This is a genomic window from Halorussus caseinilyticus, from assembly GCF_029338395.1.
GTDB classification, from domain to species: domain Archaea; phylum Halobacteriota; class Halobacteria; order Halobacteriales; family Haladaptataceae; genus Halorussus; species Halorussus caseinilyticus.
In genome coordinates this window covers 1107111-1124661 of sequence record NZ_CP119809.1, presented here as the reverse complement: position 1 = coordinate 1124661, position 17551 = coordinate 1107111, and the positions used below count along the sequence as shown (strand labels likewise).

Here is a 17551-nt window from a genome sequence, read left to right as displayed (position 1 = left end):
AGTAGTATGGTAATTGTTGCTCAGAGGCAGTCGCTCCGTGAGCAGTAATATCAGCGAGACTCCCACCGAAACCGACCTCGAAGAAGACGAGAGCAGTGAAGATGCGCTCCCGAGGTACGGGCCGTGGGTCTCGTTCTACGGGTTCTTTCACCGGCTCGTCGGCCGCCGGTTCGTCCTGTTCGGCGGGTCGGCCGCGGTCGGACTGCTCGTCTTGGTTCGGCAGTTCTACGCGTTCGTCTTCGAACCCAGCGAGTGGGCCGGACTCCCGCCGTGGAGCGTCCTGAGCGGCGTCTTCCTGTTCGGATTCGGCGTCGGCTACTACGCCGTCCGGGACGACACGGCGTGTAACGAGTGCGACACCCCGTTCTCGAAGGAGCGAGTCTCGAAGCGACCGATTCGGCGCGACTCCGAGAAGTCGAGTCGGGTGTACATCCGCGAGACCCTCGAATGCCAGTCGTGTGGCAACCACACGACGGAAGTCTACCAGCAACCGGAGAAGAACCCGCCGCGATTCTGAGGTCTCAGTCGCCGAGCGTCACCATCCCCTTCACGGTTTCCGGGTCCATCGCGCGCCGGAAGGCGTCGTCCACCTCGTCGAGGGGAGCTTCGAAGTCCACGATGCCCGCCGCGTCCACCGCGCCGTCCGCGAGCAGTTCGATTGCGGTCGGGTAGGTGTTACGGTAGCGAAACGACCCGCGAACGTCGAGTTCGTCGTCCACGATGTCGAGTACGTCGAGTGGGACTTCGGCCTCGTCCGCGAGTCCGACGAAGACCACGGTGCCGCCGCGCCGAACCGCGTCGAGCGACCCCGTGATGGCCGACTCCGCGCCCGAGGCTTCGAGTACCACGTCAGCGCCCGCGCCGTCGGTCAGGTCGGCGACTGCGCTCCCGAGGTTCTCCTCGCGGGGGTCGATGGTCGCGTCCGCGCCCCGGTCGGCGGCCCGGCGGAGTTTGGTGTCCACCACGTCCGAGACGTAGATTTCGGTCGCTCCCGCGGCGCGCGCGGCCTCCATCGCCAGCAGGCCGATTGGTCCCGCTCCGGTGATTAGCACGGAGTCGCCGACGCCGACCTCACCGCGACGCGCGACGTGGATGCCGACGCTGAGGGGTTCACAGAGCGCGCCCTCGCGGGTCGAGACCGACTCGGAGAGGCGGTAGGCGAAGTCGGCGGGCCACGCGACGTACTCGGCGAACGCGCCGTCGTCGGGCGGAGTCGCCATGAAGGTCACGTCCGGGCAGAGGTTGTACTCGCCGCGCTTGCAGTGGTCGCACCGGCGACAGGGGACGCCGGGTTCGAGCGCCACCCTGTCGCCGGGTTCGAGGTCGGCCACCGCCTCGCCGACTTCGACCACCTCGCCCGCGCTCTCGTGACCCAGAATCAGGGGGTCTTCGACCACGTAGTCGCCGATTCGACCGTGTTCGTAGTAGTGAACGTCGGACCCGCAGATGCCGACTTCGCCGACGGCGACCAGCACCTCGTCGGGCGCGGGGTCGGGCCGGGGCCGGTCCTCGACTGCGAGTCGGCCGGGTTCGCTCAGGACTGCCGTGCGCATATCGGGGTGTTCGTCGCGGAGGCGTAAAGCGATTCGTGCGCGAGATAAACGAGTCCGTGCGCGAGAGACGACTGTTCGGGTTCCTGCGCCACGGAACTCACCGACCCGGCGCGCGCTGGCGCGGCCCGCAAGTGGCCGCGCCAACGTCGTGCGAGGGATGACTGAGCGACCGGAGGGAGCGAAGGAATCGGTTGGGGAGGCGTGTGGTCCGCGGTCGCGGTGCGGTGCGGTTGCGGTATGATTGGTTCAAGCCTGAAGCTAGCTCTCTCGCGAACTCACGCCCCCGACGACGATACTCTCACACCAGAACGACAACCGGTACCAAACCACCCGATTCTTTATCGGCGTCGTCGGAGTACCCTCACCCATGCCCGGCGCAGTGTTCCTCCGGGGCGACGACGTGACACTCCGGACCATCGAAGAGGACGACCTCGACTTCCTCCGAGACGCCATCAACGACCCCGACGTGCGCGAGGGTCTGACGACCGCGTACCCCATCAACGCCGAACAGGAGCGCGAGTACTTCGAGGAACGCATCTCGGCCGAGGACGACGTGCATCTCGCCATCTACGCCGACGGGGAGATAACCGGCACCGTCGGTCTCCACGACGTGGACCAGCGGTCGGGCCACTGCGAAGTCGGTATCTGGCTCGCTACCGAGTACCACGGTCGGGGCTACGGTACCGAAGCGTCCCGACTCGTGACCGACTACGCCTTCCGCGAACTCCGGATGCACCGGGTTCAGGCCCGCGTTCTGGCCACCAACGAGGCGTCGGCGCGCATCTGGGAGAAGTTGGGCTTCGAAGAGGAGGGCATCCACCGCGACGAGGCGTTTACCGGCGGCGAGTACGTCGATATGCGGTACTTCGGCGTGCTGGAGAGCGAGTGGGAGGGGTAGGCGACCGCCAGCGCGGGCGACTTCGCGCGTCGAACACGGGCCGAGTCCGTCGAACACGGGCCGAGTCCGTCGCCCGCAACTGCGGGCGACGGATTCGGCATGGAGACACCTACTGACGCCCCAGAAAAACGTAAAACAGTCCAAGGAAAATTTCTAGATTGCTTAAAGTATGAAAATTATTGCTTAGAGGCTAGCGAAGCGTTCCCAGTCGTCGCCGGAAATGCCCGCCGCCTCGCGTGCGGGTGCGACCGCCTCGCGTGCGAGCGCGACGGTGACTCGCCCGCCGTCAGCGGTCGATGAACACCGTTCGGAATCAACGCCGGGTTATTTACTCCGGGAGCGAAAATTCCGGGCCGAATGTCACTCGAACGCATACTGTCGCTGGCGACCACACTCGTCCTCGCGGGGACGCTTCCGGTCGCGGTCATCGCGGCCCGCGGGTTTCGGGACGCGCCGTTCGGTTCGGTCCTGCGTCCGGTACCCGTAGTCTTGCTCGCGTACGTCGCACTCAACGCGAACGTCGTCATCGGCGTCTCCGTGCCGCCGGTCTACGACATCGTGGCGTCGGCGGTGGCGACTATCGGTGCGCTCGTCTCGGCCGCGCACGTTCTCGTCTTGCTGACCGAGCGGAGGAAAGTATGACTCCGATGAGCGACCTCCTCTCGTTCGTCTTCATCGCACAGACGACGATGCTGGTCATCACGAGTGCGCTACTGGTCTACCCGGTCGTCGCGTACGCCCGCAACGTCGCGCACACGCGGGGCCTGCTCTTGCTCGCCGGTGCGTTCCTCACGCTGACGGTTTCCTACGTCGCGTCCGTCCCGTTCGGCATGACGCTGGTCTCGTCGGCGCTGGACCTCGCGGCCGCGCTTCTGGCCGCGGCGGGCGTCTGGCAGTTCGCCCGGCCGTTCGTCCGACTCGACGGTGGCGACGTGGAGACGACTGGAGTCGCCGACACCGCCGGAGGGTTCGAGAGTGCCGGGGACGACTGACGGCCGCGGCTTCTCCCTCACGCCCGGCGAACAGGCGCTGGTGTCGGTGCCGTCGATGGGGTCGCCCCTGTCGGTTCTGCCAGACGACGCGTTCGAGAACCTGCTAGTGCTGTCGGCGACCGCCTCGCCGGAGAAGGTCGAGTCGCTGGTCGAACGTCGCGGCGGCGACCCCGAGAAGGTCGGGGTCGTCCCCGTCACGGGGTCGCCGACCGAGTACGACGGTCCGCTCTGGACGACCGACCCGGTGGACCCCAGCGACCTGACGGGCATCAGCATCCGCCTCTCGAAGGCGATGCAGTACGTCATGCCCGGCGGGTGGGTCGTCGTGGACAACGTGAACGTCCTGTTGATGTACGGTCGCGAGGAGAAGGTCTTTCGACTCTTCGACTCGGTGGTGTCGAACGCCCGCGAGAAAGACGCCTGCGGCGCGTACTGCACGGTTCGGGATGCAGTCACCGACGAGACGTACTCCCGGCTCCGGGGCTTTTGCGACCGGGAGATTTCGGTCGAATAGTTCGGACCGCGCGCTCGCTGATTTTCCGGAATCTGTATGCGAAAGAACTGATGATAAAATTAATAGCTCGTGGTTTGCTATAGGTGGGCATAGATGAAACGTCGAACGTTCCTGACGAGCAGTGCGGTCTCCCTCTCGGCAGTCGCCGGATGCCTCGGCGGAGGCGGAAGCGACCTCGCCGTGACGCCGACCGACGGCGACGTGGACGGCTATCCGCCGGAGTTCGGCGAAGTTCCGGAGAAGCGCACCGTCGATACCTCGTCGTTCGGCACGGTCACGGAGAACGGCGTGAAAGTCCCCCTCGCGCCCATCGACGTGGTTCACTACTGGTACAAGCGCGGCGAGGCTCGCATCGCCGACGCTCGCGGCGAGCGCTCGTACAAGGCCTCGCACGTCTACGGCGCGGTCCTGAGTCAGGCCGCCCCGGACCGACGCTCGTCGGCCGACCCCGTGATGGACTGGCCGAAGGACGACCGCATCGTCTGTTACTGCGGGTGTCCTCACCACCTCTCGTCAATCCGCGCGTCCCAACTCATCAACGAGGGCTACCAGAACGTCTACGTCATCGACGAGGGCTTCTGGGAGTGGCACAAGCGGGGCTACCCGATGCGGGGCAACGACGTGAGCAACAAGCCGAAAAATTGGGTCGTCAGCGGGGAGACCGACGCCGCCCTCGCCGGACGGAACGCGTGGGCGCGCCACCGGCCGTCCGAACAGGTCGAATCGACCGACATCACCGACGACGGAAGCTACGAACTTCACCTCAAGTTCCACGAGGTGGGTCCCGACTCGACCATCGAAGTCGAGACGCCGAGTTACACCGTCGAAGGCAAACTGAAGGACTTGGCGACCGGCACCGTTCAGGGCTGACGGGCCTGTTCACGACCGGGCGTCGGGAAACTCGTTTCGGTCGAAGGGGTCTTCGAGTTCGCCCATCATCGCTTCGAACGTGTCGGTGGACGTGACCATCCCGACGACTTCGCCGTCACGGACGACCAGCGCGAGTTCTTGGCCTTCCGCCTGAAATCGGTCGATGGCCTCGCTCACCGGGAGGTCGGCATCGACCGTCACGGGGTCGGCCGCTACCCCTTCCCACGTCAGCGACCCGTCGGCGAGTTCGTCCTCGCGGCCGACCAGCGGCGGCGTGTAGACGATGCCGAGGAAGTCGTCCAGCGTCTCGCCCACCAGCGGAAACCTGACGTGCGGGCGCTCCTGCATCTTCCGGAGGTTCGCCTCGAAGTCGTCTTCGGTCGAGAGCGCGACGATTTCTTCGCGCGGGACCATGATGTCGTGGACCGCAATCGTCCCGATGTCGAGGGCCGCCAGCACCTCCTCTTCGCGTTCCTCTTCGAGTCCGACCCGACTGAGGATGTCGCCCATCTCGCGCCGGGCGTCGCCGCGACTCGACACCTCGCGCGCGCCGCCCTCCTCGGTTTCGGCCTCGGTCCACGAACGGGTGATTTCGACGCCGAACAGCGAGAGCAACCACTTGGCGGTCTTGTCCGCGAGGACGATGACCGGCGACATGACTTTGGTCCAGTAGTAGAGCGGGGCGGACCCGTATTTGGCGACGAACTTGGTTCGCTCGATGCCGAGATAGGTGGGTGCCTGCTCGCCGACCACGACGTGCAGGAGGTTGATGATTGCGAGCGCGACGATAGCGGCCAGCGCGTGGGAACCCACGCCGGTCAGTTCGACGACGGGCGTCAGCAGGCGCGCGAGGGCGGGTTCGGCCACGACGCCCAGTCCCACGCTACAAATCGTTATCCCGAGTTGACACCCCGAGAGGTAGATTTCGAGTCTGTCGGTCATCTCCCACGCGCGTTCGAGACCGAGCGACCCCTCGAACTCGCCTTCGGTGAACTGCCGGACGCGAGTCATGGCGAACTCGATAGTCACGAAGTAGGCGTTCCCGAACAGGAGACCGAGTCCGCCGACGACCCGAGCGAGCGTCGTGAGTTCCACCATCGAATAAGCATGGCGATGAAATCCGGAAAAGCCTGTCGCCGACGGCTCGGGTCGCGCGACCATTTTATTCGTGTAGTTTCTATTAGCATATAAGGTAATATTTATATAAACATTCGGTAATGCAAGCCAATACCAAAGATGTTATAAGGTAACAACCATTGTAAAACTCTTATGGCCGGTTACAACCGACGGTCGTTCCTCAAGCTCAGTGGCACAGCACTCGGCGGCATCGCGGTCGGCAGTACGGTGACGGCGGCGGCGTCCAGCGAGCGATTCCTCGTGGACAGCAAGCAGACCTCGAAGTCCGACGCGGAGGCGGCGGGTCTCGACGTGGCTCACGACCTGCCCGAAATCGACATGCTGGTCGTGGAAGGTGCCGAGTCCGACGTGCAGTCGCTCGGTGCCGACTTCGCCGCGGACAGTCGATACTCACTCGACCTGCCTCTCGAAACGGAGGCACCCATCACGTCCAACGAGTCGTCAGACGAGCCGTTCTACCCGATTCAGTGGGACAAGCAGTCCCAGAACATCCCCGAGGCGCACGAAATCACCCGCGGTGAGGGTACCCGCGTGGCGGTCATCGACACGGGCGTCGCGGCGGGCCACCCCGACCTCCAGCACGCGGTGAACACCGACCTCTCGCGGGACTTCACTGGCGACGGCTACGGCGCTGGCGCTCCCTACGGCGGGTACCACGGTACGCACGTCGCGGGCATCGTCGCGGCCGACGACCAGAACGACTTCGGTACCGTCGGCTCTGCGCCCGGCACGGAAGTCGTGGACTGCCGCGTCTTCTCGCCGAGCGAACTCGCGTCGTTCGCCGACATCGTGGCCGCGATGGTCTACAGCGCACGCGTCGACTGTGACGCCGCGAACCTCAGCCTCGGTGCCTACCCGGTCACGCGGAAGGCTCAGGGCGAGTTCTACGGCAAGGTCCTCAACCGGACGACGAGTTACGTCCGCAGACAGGGCACGGTTCTCGTCATCGCGGCGGGCAACGACGCCGCGGACCTCCAGCACGACGGCAACGTCGTCAGTCTCCCGAACGAGGCGTCCAACGTGGTTTCGGTCTCCGCGACCGGACCCGTCGGCTTCAACCACGGCGGCGACGGTCTGGAGTCCCCGACCGGCACACCCGCGAAGTACACCAACTACGGCACGAACGCCATCGACGTGGCCGCTCCCGGTGGCAACTACGACGCCAACTTCCCGGCCGGCTGGTACTACGACATGGTGTTCAACACGCTCGCCGAACCCCAGTTCGACGCCGACGGGAACTACCTCGGCGCGAACTACACCTACTCGTGGCTCGCGGGCACCTCGATGGCCGCGCCGCAGGTCGCAGGCGCAGTCGCACTCGTCCGGAGTCAGAACCCCGGTCTCAACGCGAACGAGGTCCGCCAGAAGCTCAAAAACACCGCGAACGTGCCCGAAGGCTTCGACAAGAAGTACTACGGCGCGGGCGTGCTGAACCCCTACGCGGCACTGGAGTAAGCGTCACTCGACGTTCGATTTCTTTTTTGCCGAACGGCGTAGCGACTGCGCTCGCGTGAGTTAGGAGTCTCGCTCGGCGTCGTCCGCCGGTCGGACGACGACATTCCCCGTCCCAACGACGGTCACCTCGTACCCGCTGTAGGTGAACGAGATTCGAAGTCCGTTCTCCGCGGAGGCCACCGTCGAACCGAACAGTTCGTCCAGCGCGTTCGGGTCGATAGCGCGATACAGTGGCGGCGTCAGTTCGGTCGGAGCGACCCCCTCGGCGTCCGCCACCGCGTCTACGACTGCAGTGCTGACGCTCCGGTCGTCGCTGAGAGCGGTCCGCGAAGTTGGCATACACTGTTTGTGACGACGCGACCGGCTAAAAAGTGTCGCAGGCCAATGATTCGGCCGAACGGCGGCGCTTCGCGGTTCGGTTTCCCGCCGAGCGACTGATTTCCGGATTCCGTCCGCGGAATCAACTCAGGCGTCGTCGGTGAACTGTTCGCCGAAGTGCGCGAACGGGCGGGACAACTCCCGGGTGAGGAACTCGGTCCGCACGACATCGACGCCGCAGTCGGTCAGTCGGTCGATTCGTCGCTCGGTCTCGTTTTGGGAGGTACTCACCAGTTCCACGAGGAGGTTTTCCTCGTCGGTTTGTAGTCGGTGACGACGCCCGCAGTTTCGAGGTCCCGTATCCGGGTCGCCACGGTGCTGGCGGCCACCCCGACTTTCTCTCCGATTTCCTCGGTGGCCGTACTCCGGGCGTCTCGCTGAAGCAAGTAGAGGATACCCGTGTCGGTCCGGTCGAGACTGTCGTCGTTCATGGAGACGACTTCGATACGGCGTCGGTTCTGATAGTCTTCCCGGCGAATCCGTCACGGCAGGTGTTCCGACCCCCGGAACGGGACATGATAACCCATTCCTAAGACTGATTTTCATTGCTTTGAGAAATATTTCTATTCCCCTCCCCCATCGCCACCGCCGTCGGCGAGACGGCGACTTCCGACCGAATATCCGCCGCTCGTGGCCGTAATACGGCCGCGAGCGGCGGATACGGGTCTCACGGCGCTGGTCCGGGCGGCGTTTGTCACGCGCCCAGACGCGACTCGCCGGTCCCCGGAAAACTGTCGCTGTGCCAATCTCTCTGCGTCGTGAACCCGTTGCCGTCCCGCGATTACCCGACGAAATTCGGATGTGTTCGAATCCACGGGGTTTATGCGCGTGCTGTTAGTACCTTTCTAACAACACCGTCGAACACATGTTCAGAGAACTAGTCCCGCGGAGGGTCGTCCCGTGAACGGAAGCGACCTCTTCGCGGCCGTCACGGAGTACAGTCGTCCAATCATCGCGGTACTGCTCGTCCTGACTGTGTTGGTCGGGGCGGGCGCGCCGATGGTCGAACAGTCGTCGTCGCTCGACCAGTTCCAGAGCGACAGCACCGCCGACCGGAAGTTGGACTACATCGAGACCAACTTCGCGACCGGCCAGCAGAACACCACGACGGTCCAACTCATCGTCAGGGACGGTAACGTCCTCTCGAAGGACGCGCTCGTCGAGACGCTGAAGCTCCAACAGGACCTGCGGAACAACCGGACCATAAACGGCACGCTGGCGAACGACACGCCGACCGGCGGCGTCGCCAACATCGTCGCTTCCGCGGCGCTCCGACAGGAGCAAGCGAGCGGACTCCGGAAGTCGGCGGCCGAACTCCAACAGCGCCGCCAGTCGCTCAACGAGTCGCGCGCCGAACTCCGACAGCGCGGCCAGACCCTGAACGCGACGGCGGCGACCCTCCGCGAGTCACTGAACCGGACGCGCGGGCTTCAGACCGAGTATGAACGACTTAACGCCTCCCACCGCCGCGGCGAGGTCAACGACTCGACCTACCGCCAGCGGTCGGCGGGCATCGAGACCCGACTCCGGGAGGTCCGGACCTCCACGACGGCGAACCTGACGGCCAACCAGTCGGCGACGTTCGAACGGGCGTTCGGTCAGGTTCGGGCGCTACAGCTTCAACTCGACCGACTCAACGCCTCGCTCCAACAGGGCGAAATCAACCAATCGACGTACCGCGAGCGCGCCACCGAGATTCGCTCGCAGTTCCAGCAGGCGTACAGACTCGGCACCCGCGGCGTGTTGGCCGACCAGTACCAACAACTCCAACAGCGCACGGCGGAACTCCGCGAGCGCGGCCAGCAACTCAAGCAGGACGCCGCGAAACTCCAGCAACAGCGCCAGCAGTTGCAGAACGCTTCCCGACCGACCCTCGACGAGCAAATCGAGCAACTCGAGTCGATGAACCGGTCGGAAGTCGAATCGACCGTCGAGTCGGTGCTGAGCGAGGGCGGCGACGGCCCGTCGAGTCAGGCGTTCGCGTTCATGCCGACCTCCTACGAACCCGGTAGCACCGAGGCCAACGCGACGATGCTCGTCGTGTTCCAGCAACAGCGGGGCCAGACCGTGCAGGGCATGGCAAGTACGTCCATCGTGGAGTCCCAGACTGCCATCCAGCAGGTCTCCAAACAGTCGATGGACCGAGAAGTCCTCGTCTTCGGGTCGGGCATCATCAGCGAGGAGACCGACCAGTCGATGGCCGACAGCATCTCCATCGTCGGCCCGATGGCGCTCATCTTCGTCGTCTTGACGCTGGTCATCGCCTACCGCGACCTGCTGGACATCCTGCTCGGAGTGTTCGGTATCGTCGCGGTCCTCGTCTGGACGTTCGGCTTCATGGGTTGGGCGGGCATCACCTTCAACCAAATCTTCATCTCGGTGCCGGTCCTGCTCATCGGTCTCTCCATCGACTACGCGATTCACGTCTTCATGCGCCACCGCGAGGAGCGTGAGGAACACGACGGGGAGAGCGTCCGCGAGGGGATGTCGGTCGCACTGGCGGGCGTCGGAGTCGCTCTCGTCTGGGTGACTGCGACGACGGTCATCGGTTTCCTCTCGAACCTCGTCAGTCCCCTGCCGCCGATTCAGGACTTCGGTATCGTGAGTTCGGTGGGCATCGTGGCCGCGCTAATCGTCTTCGGCGGCCTGATTCCCGCCCTCAAGGTCGAAATCGACACCTTCCTCGAATCGAAGGGCTTCGACCGCCAGAAGCGAGCGTTCGGTACCGGCGGCGGTGCGCTCGGGTCGATGCTTTCGGTGGGTTCGACCGCCGCCCGGAAAGCCCCGTTCGTCGTCATCGCCCTGACGCTCGTGCTGTCGGCCGGTGGCGCGTACGGCGCGACGCAGGTAGACACTAGCTTCGAGCAGACCGACTTCCTCGCCGAGGACCCGGCGGGGTGGATGAAAGACCTGCCCGAACCGTTCGCGCCCGGCGACTACTCCGCGAAAGCGAACCTCGAATACGTCAACCAGAACTTCTTGCGACAGGACTCGCAGGCCCAGATTCTGGTCGAGGGCGACGTAGCTACCGCGGGAACCCTCGAAAAGCTCCAGCAGGCCAACGACGCCGCGCGGGAGAAACGCGACGTGGTGGTCGTCCTCTCGAATGGCGAACCCCAGATTCGGAGTCCCATCTCCGTGATGGAACAGGTCGCCGCGCAGAACGAGTCGTTCAACGCGACGCTCGCCGCGGCCGACACCGACGGCGACGGCGTGCCCGACCGGAACGTCGAGCAAGTGTACGACGAACTGTTCGCAGTCGCCCCGCAGGACGCGAAAGGCGTCATCCACCGCGAGGACGGCGAGTACCGAGCGGTCCGGATGGTCGTCTCGGTCAAGGGTGGGGCCTCGTCCTCGACGGTCACCGAGGAGATGCGCGCCGTGGCCGACGACGTAGACGGCGACGGCCTGACCGCCACCGCGACCGGTCAACCAATCGTCTTCGAAATCGTCCAGAACCAACTGCTGGACACGGTCATCCAGAGCCTCGTCATCACGCTCGGCGCGACGTTCGCGTTCCTGATGCTGGCCTACCGACTCGCCCACGGGAGCGCCACGCTCGGAGCCATCACCCTGCTCCCGGTGGCGTTCAGCGTCTCGTGGATTCTCGGAACGATGTACCTGCTGGGGATGCCGTTCAACGTCCTGACGGGGATGATTACCAGCCTCACGGTGGGTCTCGGGGTGGCCTACAGTATCCACCTCAGCGAGCGCTACACGATGGAACTCGGGCGGCGCGACACCATCTGGCAGGCCATGAACGAGAGCGTCACCGGCACCGGCGGCGCGCTTCTCGGGAGCGCCGCGACCACCGTCGGCGGGTTCGGCGTCCTCGGGTTCGCCATCCTGCCCGCGCTCCAGCAGTTCGGCATCATCACGGGTCTGACAATCATCTACGCGTTCCTCGCCAGCGTCCTCGTCCTGCCGAGTCTGCTGGTGCTGTGGACGCGCTACCTCGGACCCGGCGAGGCCAGCGCCGCCGACCCGAGCGCCGCAGTCGCAAACGGAGGCGAGGTGAGCGAGGACTGATGGACGAAGACGACGCTATCGAGGCCCTCGAACACCTCGGTCTCTCGAACTACGAGGCGAAGGTGTTCACCGCGCTCCAGCGGTTGGGTACCGGCACCGCCCGCGACGTGCATCGGGCGACCGACGTGCCCCGGTCGCAGGTGTACGGCGCGGCCGAGTCGCTTCAGGACCGTGGTCTCGTAGAGGTCCAGCAGTCCAAGCCCATCCAGTACCGGCCCGTCAGCCTCGAAGCCGCCCGGTCGCACCTCCGCGGCGAGTTCGAGCGCACCCAAGAGCGCGCCTTCGACTATCTCGAAGACGCTCGCCAACAGCGCGGCGAGGGCGACGAGCGCCGCGAGGACATCTGGACGGTCCACGGCCGGACCAGCATCGACGGCCGGGCCGAGCAACTGCTGAAAGAGGCCGAGCGACGAATAGTCTTCGCGGTGGGCCGGGACGCTCGCGGCCTGACGAACGAACTCGCCGAACTACTGCGGAAGAAGGCCGAGTCGGGTGTCGAGGTAATCGTAGTCGGTGATACGACCCTCGAAGAACACTTCGCCGACACCGGCATCGAAATCGCCGACCCCCCGACCGACCCTCCGAAGGGCGACGACCCGGTGGGCCGGGTCCTCGTGGTAGACGGCGAGACGGTCCTGCTGAGCGTCCGCGACGGCGGTGACGACCCCGAACTGGACGACGAGACCGCACTCTGGTCGTCCCGGACGGGCATCGCGGCGGTCCTCGTCCAACTCATCGACGGCGGACTCGGCGACTCGGTGTCGGTCTGAGGTCCGACGACCCGACCTGTAACCCGATTTTCTCGAAACCCCGACAGTTTTCTCGGTCGGCCTCGTATCTCGGCCCATGCCGTGGTACGCCGTGGAGGACCTCGATGACGCGTTGGACGCTACCAAATCCTTACTGACGCCGTTCGACGCCCGCCAGTGGCTCAAACTCGCGCTCGTGGTCTTCTTCCTCGGGAACGCGAGTAGCGGGTCGTCGTGGACGGCCGGGAGTTCGACCGACGCGCCCCCGGACGCGCCGCCCGGCCCGGCCGGTCCGACCGGCGTCGAGGTGGACCTCCCGTTCGCGTTCGGGGAGGTTCTGCCCGTCGTCCTCGGAATCGTCGCCGTCGCGTTGGTCGTCGGACTGGTGTACAGTCTGGTCGGGTCGGTGATGGAGTTCGTCTTCGTGGAGTCGCTCCGTCGCCAGCGCGTCCGGATTCGGCCCTACGCCGACCAACACTTCGGGCAGGCCCTCCGCCTGTTCGCGTTCCGGGTCGCGCTTGGTCTGTTGGTGGTCGTCCCCGTCCTCGGGATACTCGCGTCGGTGGTCTCGTTCGCGGGCGGGCAACCGGGGTTCTCGGTCGGCCTGCTCGCGGTGTTCGTACCACTGCTGATTTTCCTCGGCATCGCCGTCGCCGTGGTAGACGGCTTCACGACCAACTTCGTCGTGCCGGTGATGATTCTCAAGAACGTCGGCATTCTCGACGGGTGGCGGCGGTTCTGGCCCGCGCTGACCGGCCAGTGGGAGCAGTACGGCGTCTACGTTCTCGTCCGGTTCGGTCTCGCGCTGGCGGTCGGCCTGTTGGCGTCGGTGGTCGGGGGCATCGTCGGCGCGCTACTCGCGGCCCCCCTCGCGGTGGTCGGCGTGCTGGCGGTGCCCGCGTTCGGCGGTCCGGCGGCGCTTCTCTCGAACCCGGTCGCCGTCGCCGTCGCCGTCGCGCTCCTACTCGGGTATCTGGCTCTCCTGACGGCGGCGCTCTCGCTGGTGTTCGTGCCGGTGCAGACGTACCTCCGGTATCACGCGCTCCTCGTCCTCGGCGACACCGAGTCGGACTTCGACCTGATTCCCGAACTCCGTCGGGACGTGCGCGAGACCGGTTGACATCCTCCCCGGCCTAAAGGGCGAGGATTCCCGAGCGTTGGGATATTACGGTTCGCAACCAACCTGTTCCCTCGGGTGGAACGACCCGGAGGTTTGGTTGAACAGGTAGGCTACTGGCCGTGCCAAACGACCGTTACTCATATCCTCGGTGGGAAGATTCTGAGTTATCTTTCTGCGAATATTCACTGCACCGTTCACGTCTGCGTTCATCGTCGTTTCGCACGACGAACAGACGTACAAGCCACATTCCACGCGGTTGGCATCACGCTTCCGACCACAACACGAACACGTCTTTGACGTGTCTCGCTCGCTTGTGCGGTCTACGAGGATGCCGTGTTCTTCGGCCTTGTATTCAAGCAACGTGGTGAACCGTTCGAACTCCCAGCCGTGGAGTTTCTTGTTCCCACTCCGACCCCAATTCCGCGAGTCACCGTTCTCGTCTTCACGAATCTCGCTCAAGTCACCGATAGCGATGCGACCAACCTCGTGGTCGATGCACCGGCCAACGACATGCTTGGCGAGTGTGTGGAGGAAGTGGTCTTTCCGACGCGAGAGTTTCTTCCGAGAGCGAAGCGCACGGCGCGATGGGCCGTTCTCACCCTCGGTGTCGTACTCGTCGCGGGTGAAATAGTGCTTGTCCTGTTTCAACACGTTCCCCGGATACAACTCGGCGTCCCCGTCGTCGTAGGCGATGGCGAGGTAATTCTTGATGCCGAGGTCGATGCCCGCCGTGTTGTCGCCGGGCGCGTCCTCAACGGGGATTTCGACCTTGCAGACAAGGTGAAGTTCCCAATGGTCGCCGTTCCACACGGCTCGCACCTGCTGGATGTTCTCCACCTGTACGTCCGGTCGCGTCTCGTACTCACAGAGGATGAAGTCTGAACGGTGATTCTTCAGGTTAAACCCCTTGCTCAGACGGAGTTTGTTGTGTTTGGAATCGTGCTTGATGCCTTTCTGTTTCCACGTCACGGTGGAGCGTGGATGGTTGTCGCCGTGTTTGCGGTAGCCGGGTGGGTTGGCGTCGTCTCCGCGTTGGCGTGCTTTGTACCAACTGGTGAACGACTCAGCAAGCTCTTCGAGAACTCGCTGACTTGACTGAGAATGGAGGTCACTGTATCGTTCGTGTTCCTTGAGTTCGGATTTGAGTTCGCCATCGTCGGGGATTTCCCCGTCTTCGTCCCACCGGCCTTGCGTGTAGTATCGGGCGACGTTCCACAGTTTCGACGCAGAGAACCCACAGTCATCGAGGTCGTCACTCACTTGGGAGTGGTTGACGATTTTCGCTCGATAGGTGCGGGTTGTCTCCAACATCTGACTGTATTCATAACTAGTTATGAGATATTATATATTAAAAGTGACGACCGGAGCGTGGAATATCCGGCGATGCTATCGAGCGTGAGTAGTGGAGGAGTTGTCGGCTGTATCCCCGCCCTGAAGGGCGGGATTTTAGCCTTGCGATTTCCATAAGGAGAGACGCCGGGTCCTCAGAGCTTCGACCGGAGTTGCAGGGAGACGGTCCCGTCGTCGAGGAGTTCCCCGCCGCGCCGGACGTGGACGACCGGCGCGTCGTCCATCCGGAGCCACTCATCGTCGTCCTCGCCCGAGAGCGTGACCGACCGCGAGGAGCGTCCGAGACTCTCGGACGCGCCGGAGAACGTGAGCGGGTCGGCGGTCTTCTCGGCCGCGACGACGGGGATGGATTCGAGGTGCGGGTCCACCTCCCGCAGGAGGTCCCGGTACTCGCAGACGAGTTCGACGGCCGTCTCGACGGCGGACGCGGACGGGAACGACGCCCCGCGGACCGGGACCGGGCGCTTGCCCGAACGCGGGCAGACGACGGCGAACTCGCCTTCGGGGTGGGTCAGGTCGTCGATTCGTCGGTGCAGGGCTTCGAGGCGGTCGGGCATGACGGTCGAATGCGAGAGGGCACACCAACCGCTAAGAGGTTTCGGAATCGCCATCGGCCGAAAAGCTGACACTCAGACTCGCGCACAGAGGTGTCGGCGGACCGCGCGCTGGGAGTCGTCGAGCAGGTCGGCCACCCGCGCTACGTCGGCCAGCATCGGATGGTCGTCCTCGAAGTCGGCGTAGAGGTGGTCGAGCAGTTCTCGCTCGCGGATTCCGGTCAGGCCGTCGCGCCGGGTGCCGCGGATGGTCGCCTGTCGCTGGCGGGCGAGTCGGTCACAGGTCTCGCGGAAGTCCGCCAGTCGGTCGTGGCGCTCGCGGAGTTCCTCGAAGCCGAGCTGAAGCAGTGGCGTCTCGTCGGCCTCCGAGAGCCAGTCGATGATGCGGTCGAGTTCGTCGCCGACTTCTCGGAGTCGGTCGCGCTCGGTCCCGACGGCGTCGGCGAGCAGTGCGCACTCCTCGCTTCGGGTCTCGGCGCGCGAGACCAACTGGTCGGCGAGACCGGGGGTGAACCCGCCCGCCGCGGGCGAGAGCGCGGCGGCGAGTTCGGGCGAGAGTTCGTCGGCCATCGCCTCGGGCGGCGAGTCGGCGTCGGCGTAGGGAAACACCGTCTCGCAGAACGCCTCGCGGACGGTCGCGGCGTCACCGGACGGCCCGGACGAGGACGCGCCGACCGCCAGCGTATCGCCGACGGGCCGACCCGCGGGCGAGTGCGCGGACGCGCGGACCTGCTTGCCCGCGTTCGCCTGTCCGCTCGCGCCTGTCCGCCCGCCGACGTTCGCCGAGCGCGTCTGTCGGACGCGCTCGGCGAACGTCTCGAAGGCCTCGACTTTCCCCTCGATTCGCTCGCGCTCGGCGTCGGCACGTTCGACGGCGGCGGTCGTCCGGAGTTCGGCGGTCGTCCGGAGTTCGGCGGTCATAGCTTCGAGTCGAGTTGGCGCTCGATGGCGTCGTCGGGGAGCGGTTCGCCGTCTTGCCGGACGTGGACCAGCGGCGCGTTGTCCATCCGGAGCCACTCGCGTTCGCCGTCGCCCGAGACCACGACGGACCGCGAGGTCCGGGGCAGGCCGTTCTCTCGCTGGCCCGCGGTACGCTCGCGGGTCGAGACGAACGTCAGCGGGCCGCCGGAGCGCTCGTAGACCGCGAGGCGGTGGTGAGGGAGGTCGGGGTCGGACTCGCGGAGGGTCGCGCGGTACTCACGCGCGAGGTCCGCGGCTTCGTCGGCGGCCGCTTCGGTGGGGAAGCGCCGACCGGTCAGCGGCGCGGGGCAGTCGTCCGTTTCGGCGCACGCGACGTAGAAATCGCCGTCTTCGCTGGCTAAGTCACCGATTTTCTGGCGGATGGCGTCGAGGGAATCGACCATGATTTAGGCTGGCCTAATCTATGTTAGGTCGGCCTAAAATGGCTTTCGGATGGGTGGCGCGCCCGTCGCCGAAGGAGAGACACAGACATAATTCTAAGAGAATTATAGGAATTTCCGAAAGCAACTAAAATATTGCCGAAGAGACGGATTAGATGGGTTTCAGAACTGCGTGTACTCCTCTACGAGTTCGACCAACTCGTCTTTCTCGACGCGCCCCCGGACGCGCTCTTGGCGTTCGCCGTCGGCGAAAAGGTCGAACGTCGGCGTCCCCCCGATACCCTGCTCTAAGGCCAACTTCTGGTGATGCACGACGTTTACCTTCGCCACCGCCGCGAACGTCTCGCGCGCGACCGACTCCACGATGGGGTGGAGTCGCTGGCCCGCGCCGCCGTCGGCGTAGTAGTGGACCAAGACGACTTCGTGGGCCGCCACGGACTGTTCGAAGTTCTTCGAGCCATCGACGTAGACTGGCGAGGAGGGCGCGCCGAGGCCGTTCTCCTGCATGAGCGCACGCTTCTTGCGCTCCCGTACCTCTGCGAGGTCCTCGTCGTTCATGTTAGATGGGGGTAGCGAATCGGACAACTTAAT

Annotated in this window: 20 protein-coding genes; 10 read left to right on the top strand and 10 right to left on the bottom strand. The window is 64.9% G+C overall.

Annotation, left to right across the window (positions count from 1 at the left end; genetic code table 11):
- Positions 1 to 37 precede the first annotated feature (37 nt).
- Positions 38 to 517, top strand: a complete 480-nt coding sequence (locus P2T60_RS05750; protein ID WP_276281599.1) for a hypothetical protein — start codon at positions 38 to 40, stop codon at positions 515 to 517.
- Positions 518 to 521: 4 nt separating this feature from the next.
- Here P2T60_RS05750 and P2T60_RS05745 read toward each other — a convergent pair whose 3' ends face one another.
- On the bottom strand, positions 522 to 1553 hold the full coding sequence (locus P2T60_RS05745) for an NAD(P)-dependent alcohol dehydrogenase (protein ID WP_276281598.1): 1032 nt from the start codon (positions 1551 to 1553) through the stop codon (positions 522 to 524).
- Positions 1554 to 1920: 367 nt separating this feature from the next.
- Between P2T60_RS05745 and P2T60_RS05740 the strand changes: the two genes are divergently transcribed.
- From P2T60_RS05740 to P2T60_RS05720, 5 genes are all read left to right on the top strand, one after another.
- Positions 1921 to 2451, top strand: a complete 531-nt coding sequence (locus tag P2T60_RS05740) for a GNAT family N-acetyltransferase (RefSeq protein WP_276281597.1) — start codon at positions 1921 to 1923, stop codon at positions 2449 to 2451.
- A 357-nt stretch (positions 2452 to 2808) separates the two neighbouring features.
- Positions 2809 to 3093, top strand: coding sequence for a hypothetical protein (locus P2T60_RS05735; protein ID WP_276281596.1), 285 nt, complete (start codon positions 2809 to 2811; stop codon positions 3091 to 3093).
- A complete protein-coding gene (locus P2T60_RS05730; protein WP_276281595.1) occupies positions 3090 to 3443 on the top strand; it encodes a hypothetical protein in 354 nt (117 codons plus the stop codon). The genes P2T60_RS05735 and P2T60_RS05730 overlap by 4 nt, the downstream gene beginning before the upstream one ends.
- A complete protein-coding gene (locus P2T60_RS05725) occupies positions 3427 to 3957 on the top strand; it encodes a DUF7504 family protein (RefSeq protein WP_276281594.1) in 531 nt (176 codons plus the stop codon). Before P2T60_RS05730 ends, P2T60_RS05725 begins: the two co-directional genes overlap by 17 nt.
- Positions 3958 to 4050: 93 nt before the next feature.
- The gene (locus P2T60_RS05720; protein WP_276281593.1) at positions 4051 to 4827 is read left to right on the top strand and encodes a rhodanese-like domain-containing protein; all 777 of its coding nucleotides are present in this window, start codon (positions 4051 to 4053) and stop codon (positions 4825 to 4827) included.
- 9 nt (positions 4828 to 4836) lie between these two features.
- On the opposite strand, the gene P2T60_RS05715 is transcribed toward P2T60_RS05720, so the two are convergent.
- A complete protein-coding gene (locus P2T60_RS05715; protein ID WP_276281592.1) occupies positions 4837 to 5925 on the bottom strand; it encodes a CNNM domain-containing protein in 1089 nt (362 codons plus the stop codon).
- A 171-nt stretch (positions 5926 to 6096) separates the two neighbouring features.
- Here P2T60_RS05715 and P2T60_RS05710 point away from each other — a divergent pair, with 171 nt between their 5' ends.
- The gene (locus tag P2T60_RS05710) at positions 6097 to 7419 is read left to right on the top strand and encodes a S8 family peptidase (protein ID WP_276281591.1); all 1323 of its coding nucleotides are present in this window, start codon (positions 6097 to 6099) and stop codon (positions 7417 to 7419) included.
- Between the two features lie 60 nt (positions 7420 to 7479).
- Here the strand turns inward: P2T60_RS05710 and P2T60_RS05705 are convergent, their stop codons facing one another.
- The 3 genes from P2T60_RS05705 to P2T60_RS05695 all read right to left on the bottom strand — a co-directional run bounded on the left by P2T60_RS05705 (position 7480) and on the right by P2T60_RS05695 (position 8228).
- A complete protein-coding gene (locus tag P2T60_RS05705) occupies positions 7480 to 7758 on the bottom strand; it encodes a DdfA family disk-determining factor (protein WP_276281590.1) in 279 nt (92 codons plus the stop codon).
- A 126-nt stretch (positions 7759 to 7884) separates the two neighbouring features.
- Positions 7885 to 8028: a hypothetical protein gene (locus tag P2T60_RS05700; RefSeq protein WP_276281589.1), complete on the bottom strand. Its 144-nt coding sequence runs from the start codon at positions 8026 to 8028 to the stop codon at positions 7885 to 7887.
- Entirely contained in the window at positions 8025 to 8228 is a 204-nt protein-coding gene (locus P2T60_RS05695; RefSeq protein WP_276281588.1) for an Lrp/AsnC family transcriptional regulator, read from the bottom strand. Before P2T60_RS05695 ends, P2T60_RS05700 begins: the two co-directional genes overlap by 4 nt.
- Positions 8229 to 8697: 469 nt before the next feature.
- On the opposite strand from P2T60_RS05695, the gene P2T60_RS05690 reads away from it, so the two are divergent.
- The 3 genes from P2T60_RS05690 (at position 8698) to P2T60_RS05680 (ending at position 13695) form a co-directional block, all read left to right on the top strand.
- Entirely contained in the window at positions 8698 to 11826 is a 3129-nt protein-coding gene (locus P2T60_RS05690; RefSeq protein ID WP_276281587.1) for an MMPL family transporter, read from the top strand.
- Complete coding sequence (locus P2T60_RS05685; protein WP_276281586.1) at positions 11826 to 12596, top strand: TrmB family transcriptional regulator; 771 nt, start codon at positions 11826 to 11828, stop codon at positions 12594 to 12596. Before P2T60_RS05690 ends, P2T60_RS05685 begins: the two co-directional genes overlap by 1 nt.
- 76 nt (positions 12597 to 12672) lie before the next feature.
- Positions 12673 to 13695, top strand: a complete 1023-nt coding sequence (locus P2T60_RS05680; RefSeq protein WP_276281585.1) for a DUF7544 domain-containing protein — start codon at positions 12673 to 12675, stop codon at positions 13693 to 13695.
- Between the two features lie 45 nt (positions 13696 to 13740).
- Here P2T60_RS05680 and P2T60_RS05675 read toward each other — a convergent pair whose 3' ends face one another.
- From P2T60_RS05675 to P2T60_RS05655, 5 genes are all read right to left on the bottom strand, one after another.
- Positions 13741 to 15006: an RNA-guided endonuclease InsQ/TnpB family protein gene (locus P2T60_RS05675; protein ID WP_276281584.1), complete on the bottom strand. Its 1266-nt coding sequence runs from the start codon at positions 15004 to 15006 to the stop codon at positions 13741 to 13743.
- Between the two features lie 173 nt (positions 15007 to 15179).
- Complete coding sequence (locus tag P2T60_RS05670; RefSeq protein WP_276281583.1) at positions 15180 to 15602, bottom strand: DUF7552 domain-containing protein; 423 nt, start codon at positions 15600 to 15602, stop codon at positions 15180 to 15182.
- A 72-nt stretch (positions 15603 to 15674) separates the two neighbouring features.
- Positions 15675 to 16520 (bottom strand): DUF7260 family protein, encoded by an 846-nt coding sequence (locus P2T60_RS05665; protein WP_276281582.1) that lies wholly within the window; start codon positions 16518 to 16520, stop codon positions 15675 to 15677.
- The gene (locus tag P2T60_RS05660; protein ID WP_276281581.1) at positions 16517 to 16963 is read right to left on the bottom strand and encodes a DUF7552 domain-containing protein; all 447 of its coding nucleotides are present in this window, start codon (positions 16961 to 16963) and stop codon (positions 16517 to 16519) included. Before P2T60_RS05660 ends, P2T60_RS05665 begins: the two co-directional genes overlap by 4 nt.
- 159 nt (positions 16964 to 17122) lie before the next feature.
- On the bottom strand, positions 17123 to 17518 hold the full coding sequence (locus tag P2T60_RS05655) for a thioredoxin family protein (protein ID WP_276281580.1): 396 nt from the start codon (positions 17516 to 17518) through the stop codon (positions 17123 to 17125).
- Positions 17519 to 17551: the final 33 nt, after the last annotated feature.

What these genes read in the sequence shown, in the direction of transcription:
- P2T60_RS05745 (WP_276281598.1), bottom strand. Translation starts at nt 1,553, where the DNA reads ATGCGCACGGCAGTCCTGAGCGAACCCGGCCGACTCGCAGTCGAGGAC.
- P2T60_RS05740 (WP_276281597.1), top strand. Translation starts at nt 1,921, where the DNA reads ATGCCCGGCGCAGTGTTCCTCCGGGGCGACGACGTGACACTCCGGACC.
- P2T60_RS05735 (WP_276281596.1), top strand. Translation starts at nt 2,809, where the DNA reads ATGTCACTCGAACGCATACTGTCGCTGGCGACCACACTCGTCCTCGCG.
- P2T60_RS05730 (WP_276281595.1), top strand. Translation starts at nt 3,090, where the DNA reads ATGACTCCGATGAGCGACCTCCTCTCGTTCGTCTTCATCGCACAGACG.
- P2T60_RS05720 (WP_276281593.1), top strand. Translation starts at nt 4,051, where the DNA reads ATGAAACGTCGAACGTTCCTGACGAGCAGTGCGGTCTCCCTCTCGGCA.
- P2T60_RS05715 (WP_276281592.1), bottom strand. Translation starts at nt 5,925, where the DNA reads ATGGTGGAACTCACGACGCTCGCTCGGGTCGTCGGCGGACTCGGTCTC.
- P2T60_RS05710 (WP_276281591.1), top strand. Translation starts at nt 6,097, where the DNA reads ATGGCCGGTTACAACCGACGGTCGTTCCTCAAGCTCAGTGGCACAGCA.
- P2T60_RS05705 (WP_276281590.1), bottom strand. Translation starts at nt 7,758, where the DNA reads ATGCCAACTTCGCGGACCGCTCTCAGCGACGACCGGAGCGTCAGCACT.
- P2T60_RS05695 (WP_276281588.1), bottom strand. Translation starts at nt 8,228, where the DNA reads ATGAACGACGACAGTCTCGACCGGACCGACACGGGTATCCTCTACTTG.
- P2T60_RS05685 (WP_276281586.1), top strand. Translation starts at nt 11,826, where the DNA reads ATGGACGAAGACGACGCTATCGAGGCCCTCGAACACCTCGGTCTCTCG.
- P2T60_RS05680 (WP_276281585.1), top strand. Translation starts at nt 12,673, where the DNA reads ATGCCGTGGTACGCCGTGGAGGACCTCGATGACGCGTTGGACGCTACC.
- P2T60_RS05675 (WP_276281584.1), bottom strand. Translation starts at nt 15,006, where the DNA reads ATGTTGGAGACAACCCGCACCTATCGAGCGAAAATCGTCAACCACTCC.
- P2T60_RS05670 (WP_276281583.1), bottom strand. Translation starts at nt 15,602, where the DNA reads ATGCCCGACCGCCTCGAAGCCCTGCACCGACGAATCGACGACCTGACC.
- P2T60_RS05665 (WP_276281582.1), bottom strand. Translation starts at nt 16,520, where the DNA reads ATGACCGCCGAACTCCGGACGACCGCCGAACTCCGGACGACCGCCGCC.
- P2T60_RS05660 (WP_276281581.1), bottom strand. Translation starts at nt 16,963, where the DNA reads ATGGTCGATTCCCTCGACGCCATCCGCCAGAAAATCGGTGACTTAGCC.
- P2T60_RS05655 (WP_276281580.1), bottom strand. Translation starts at nt 17,518, where the DNA reads ATGAACGACGAGGACCTCGCAGAGGTACGGGAGCGCAAGAAGCGTGCG.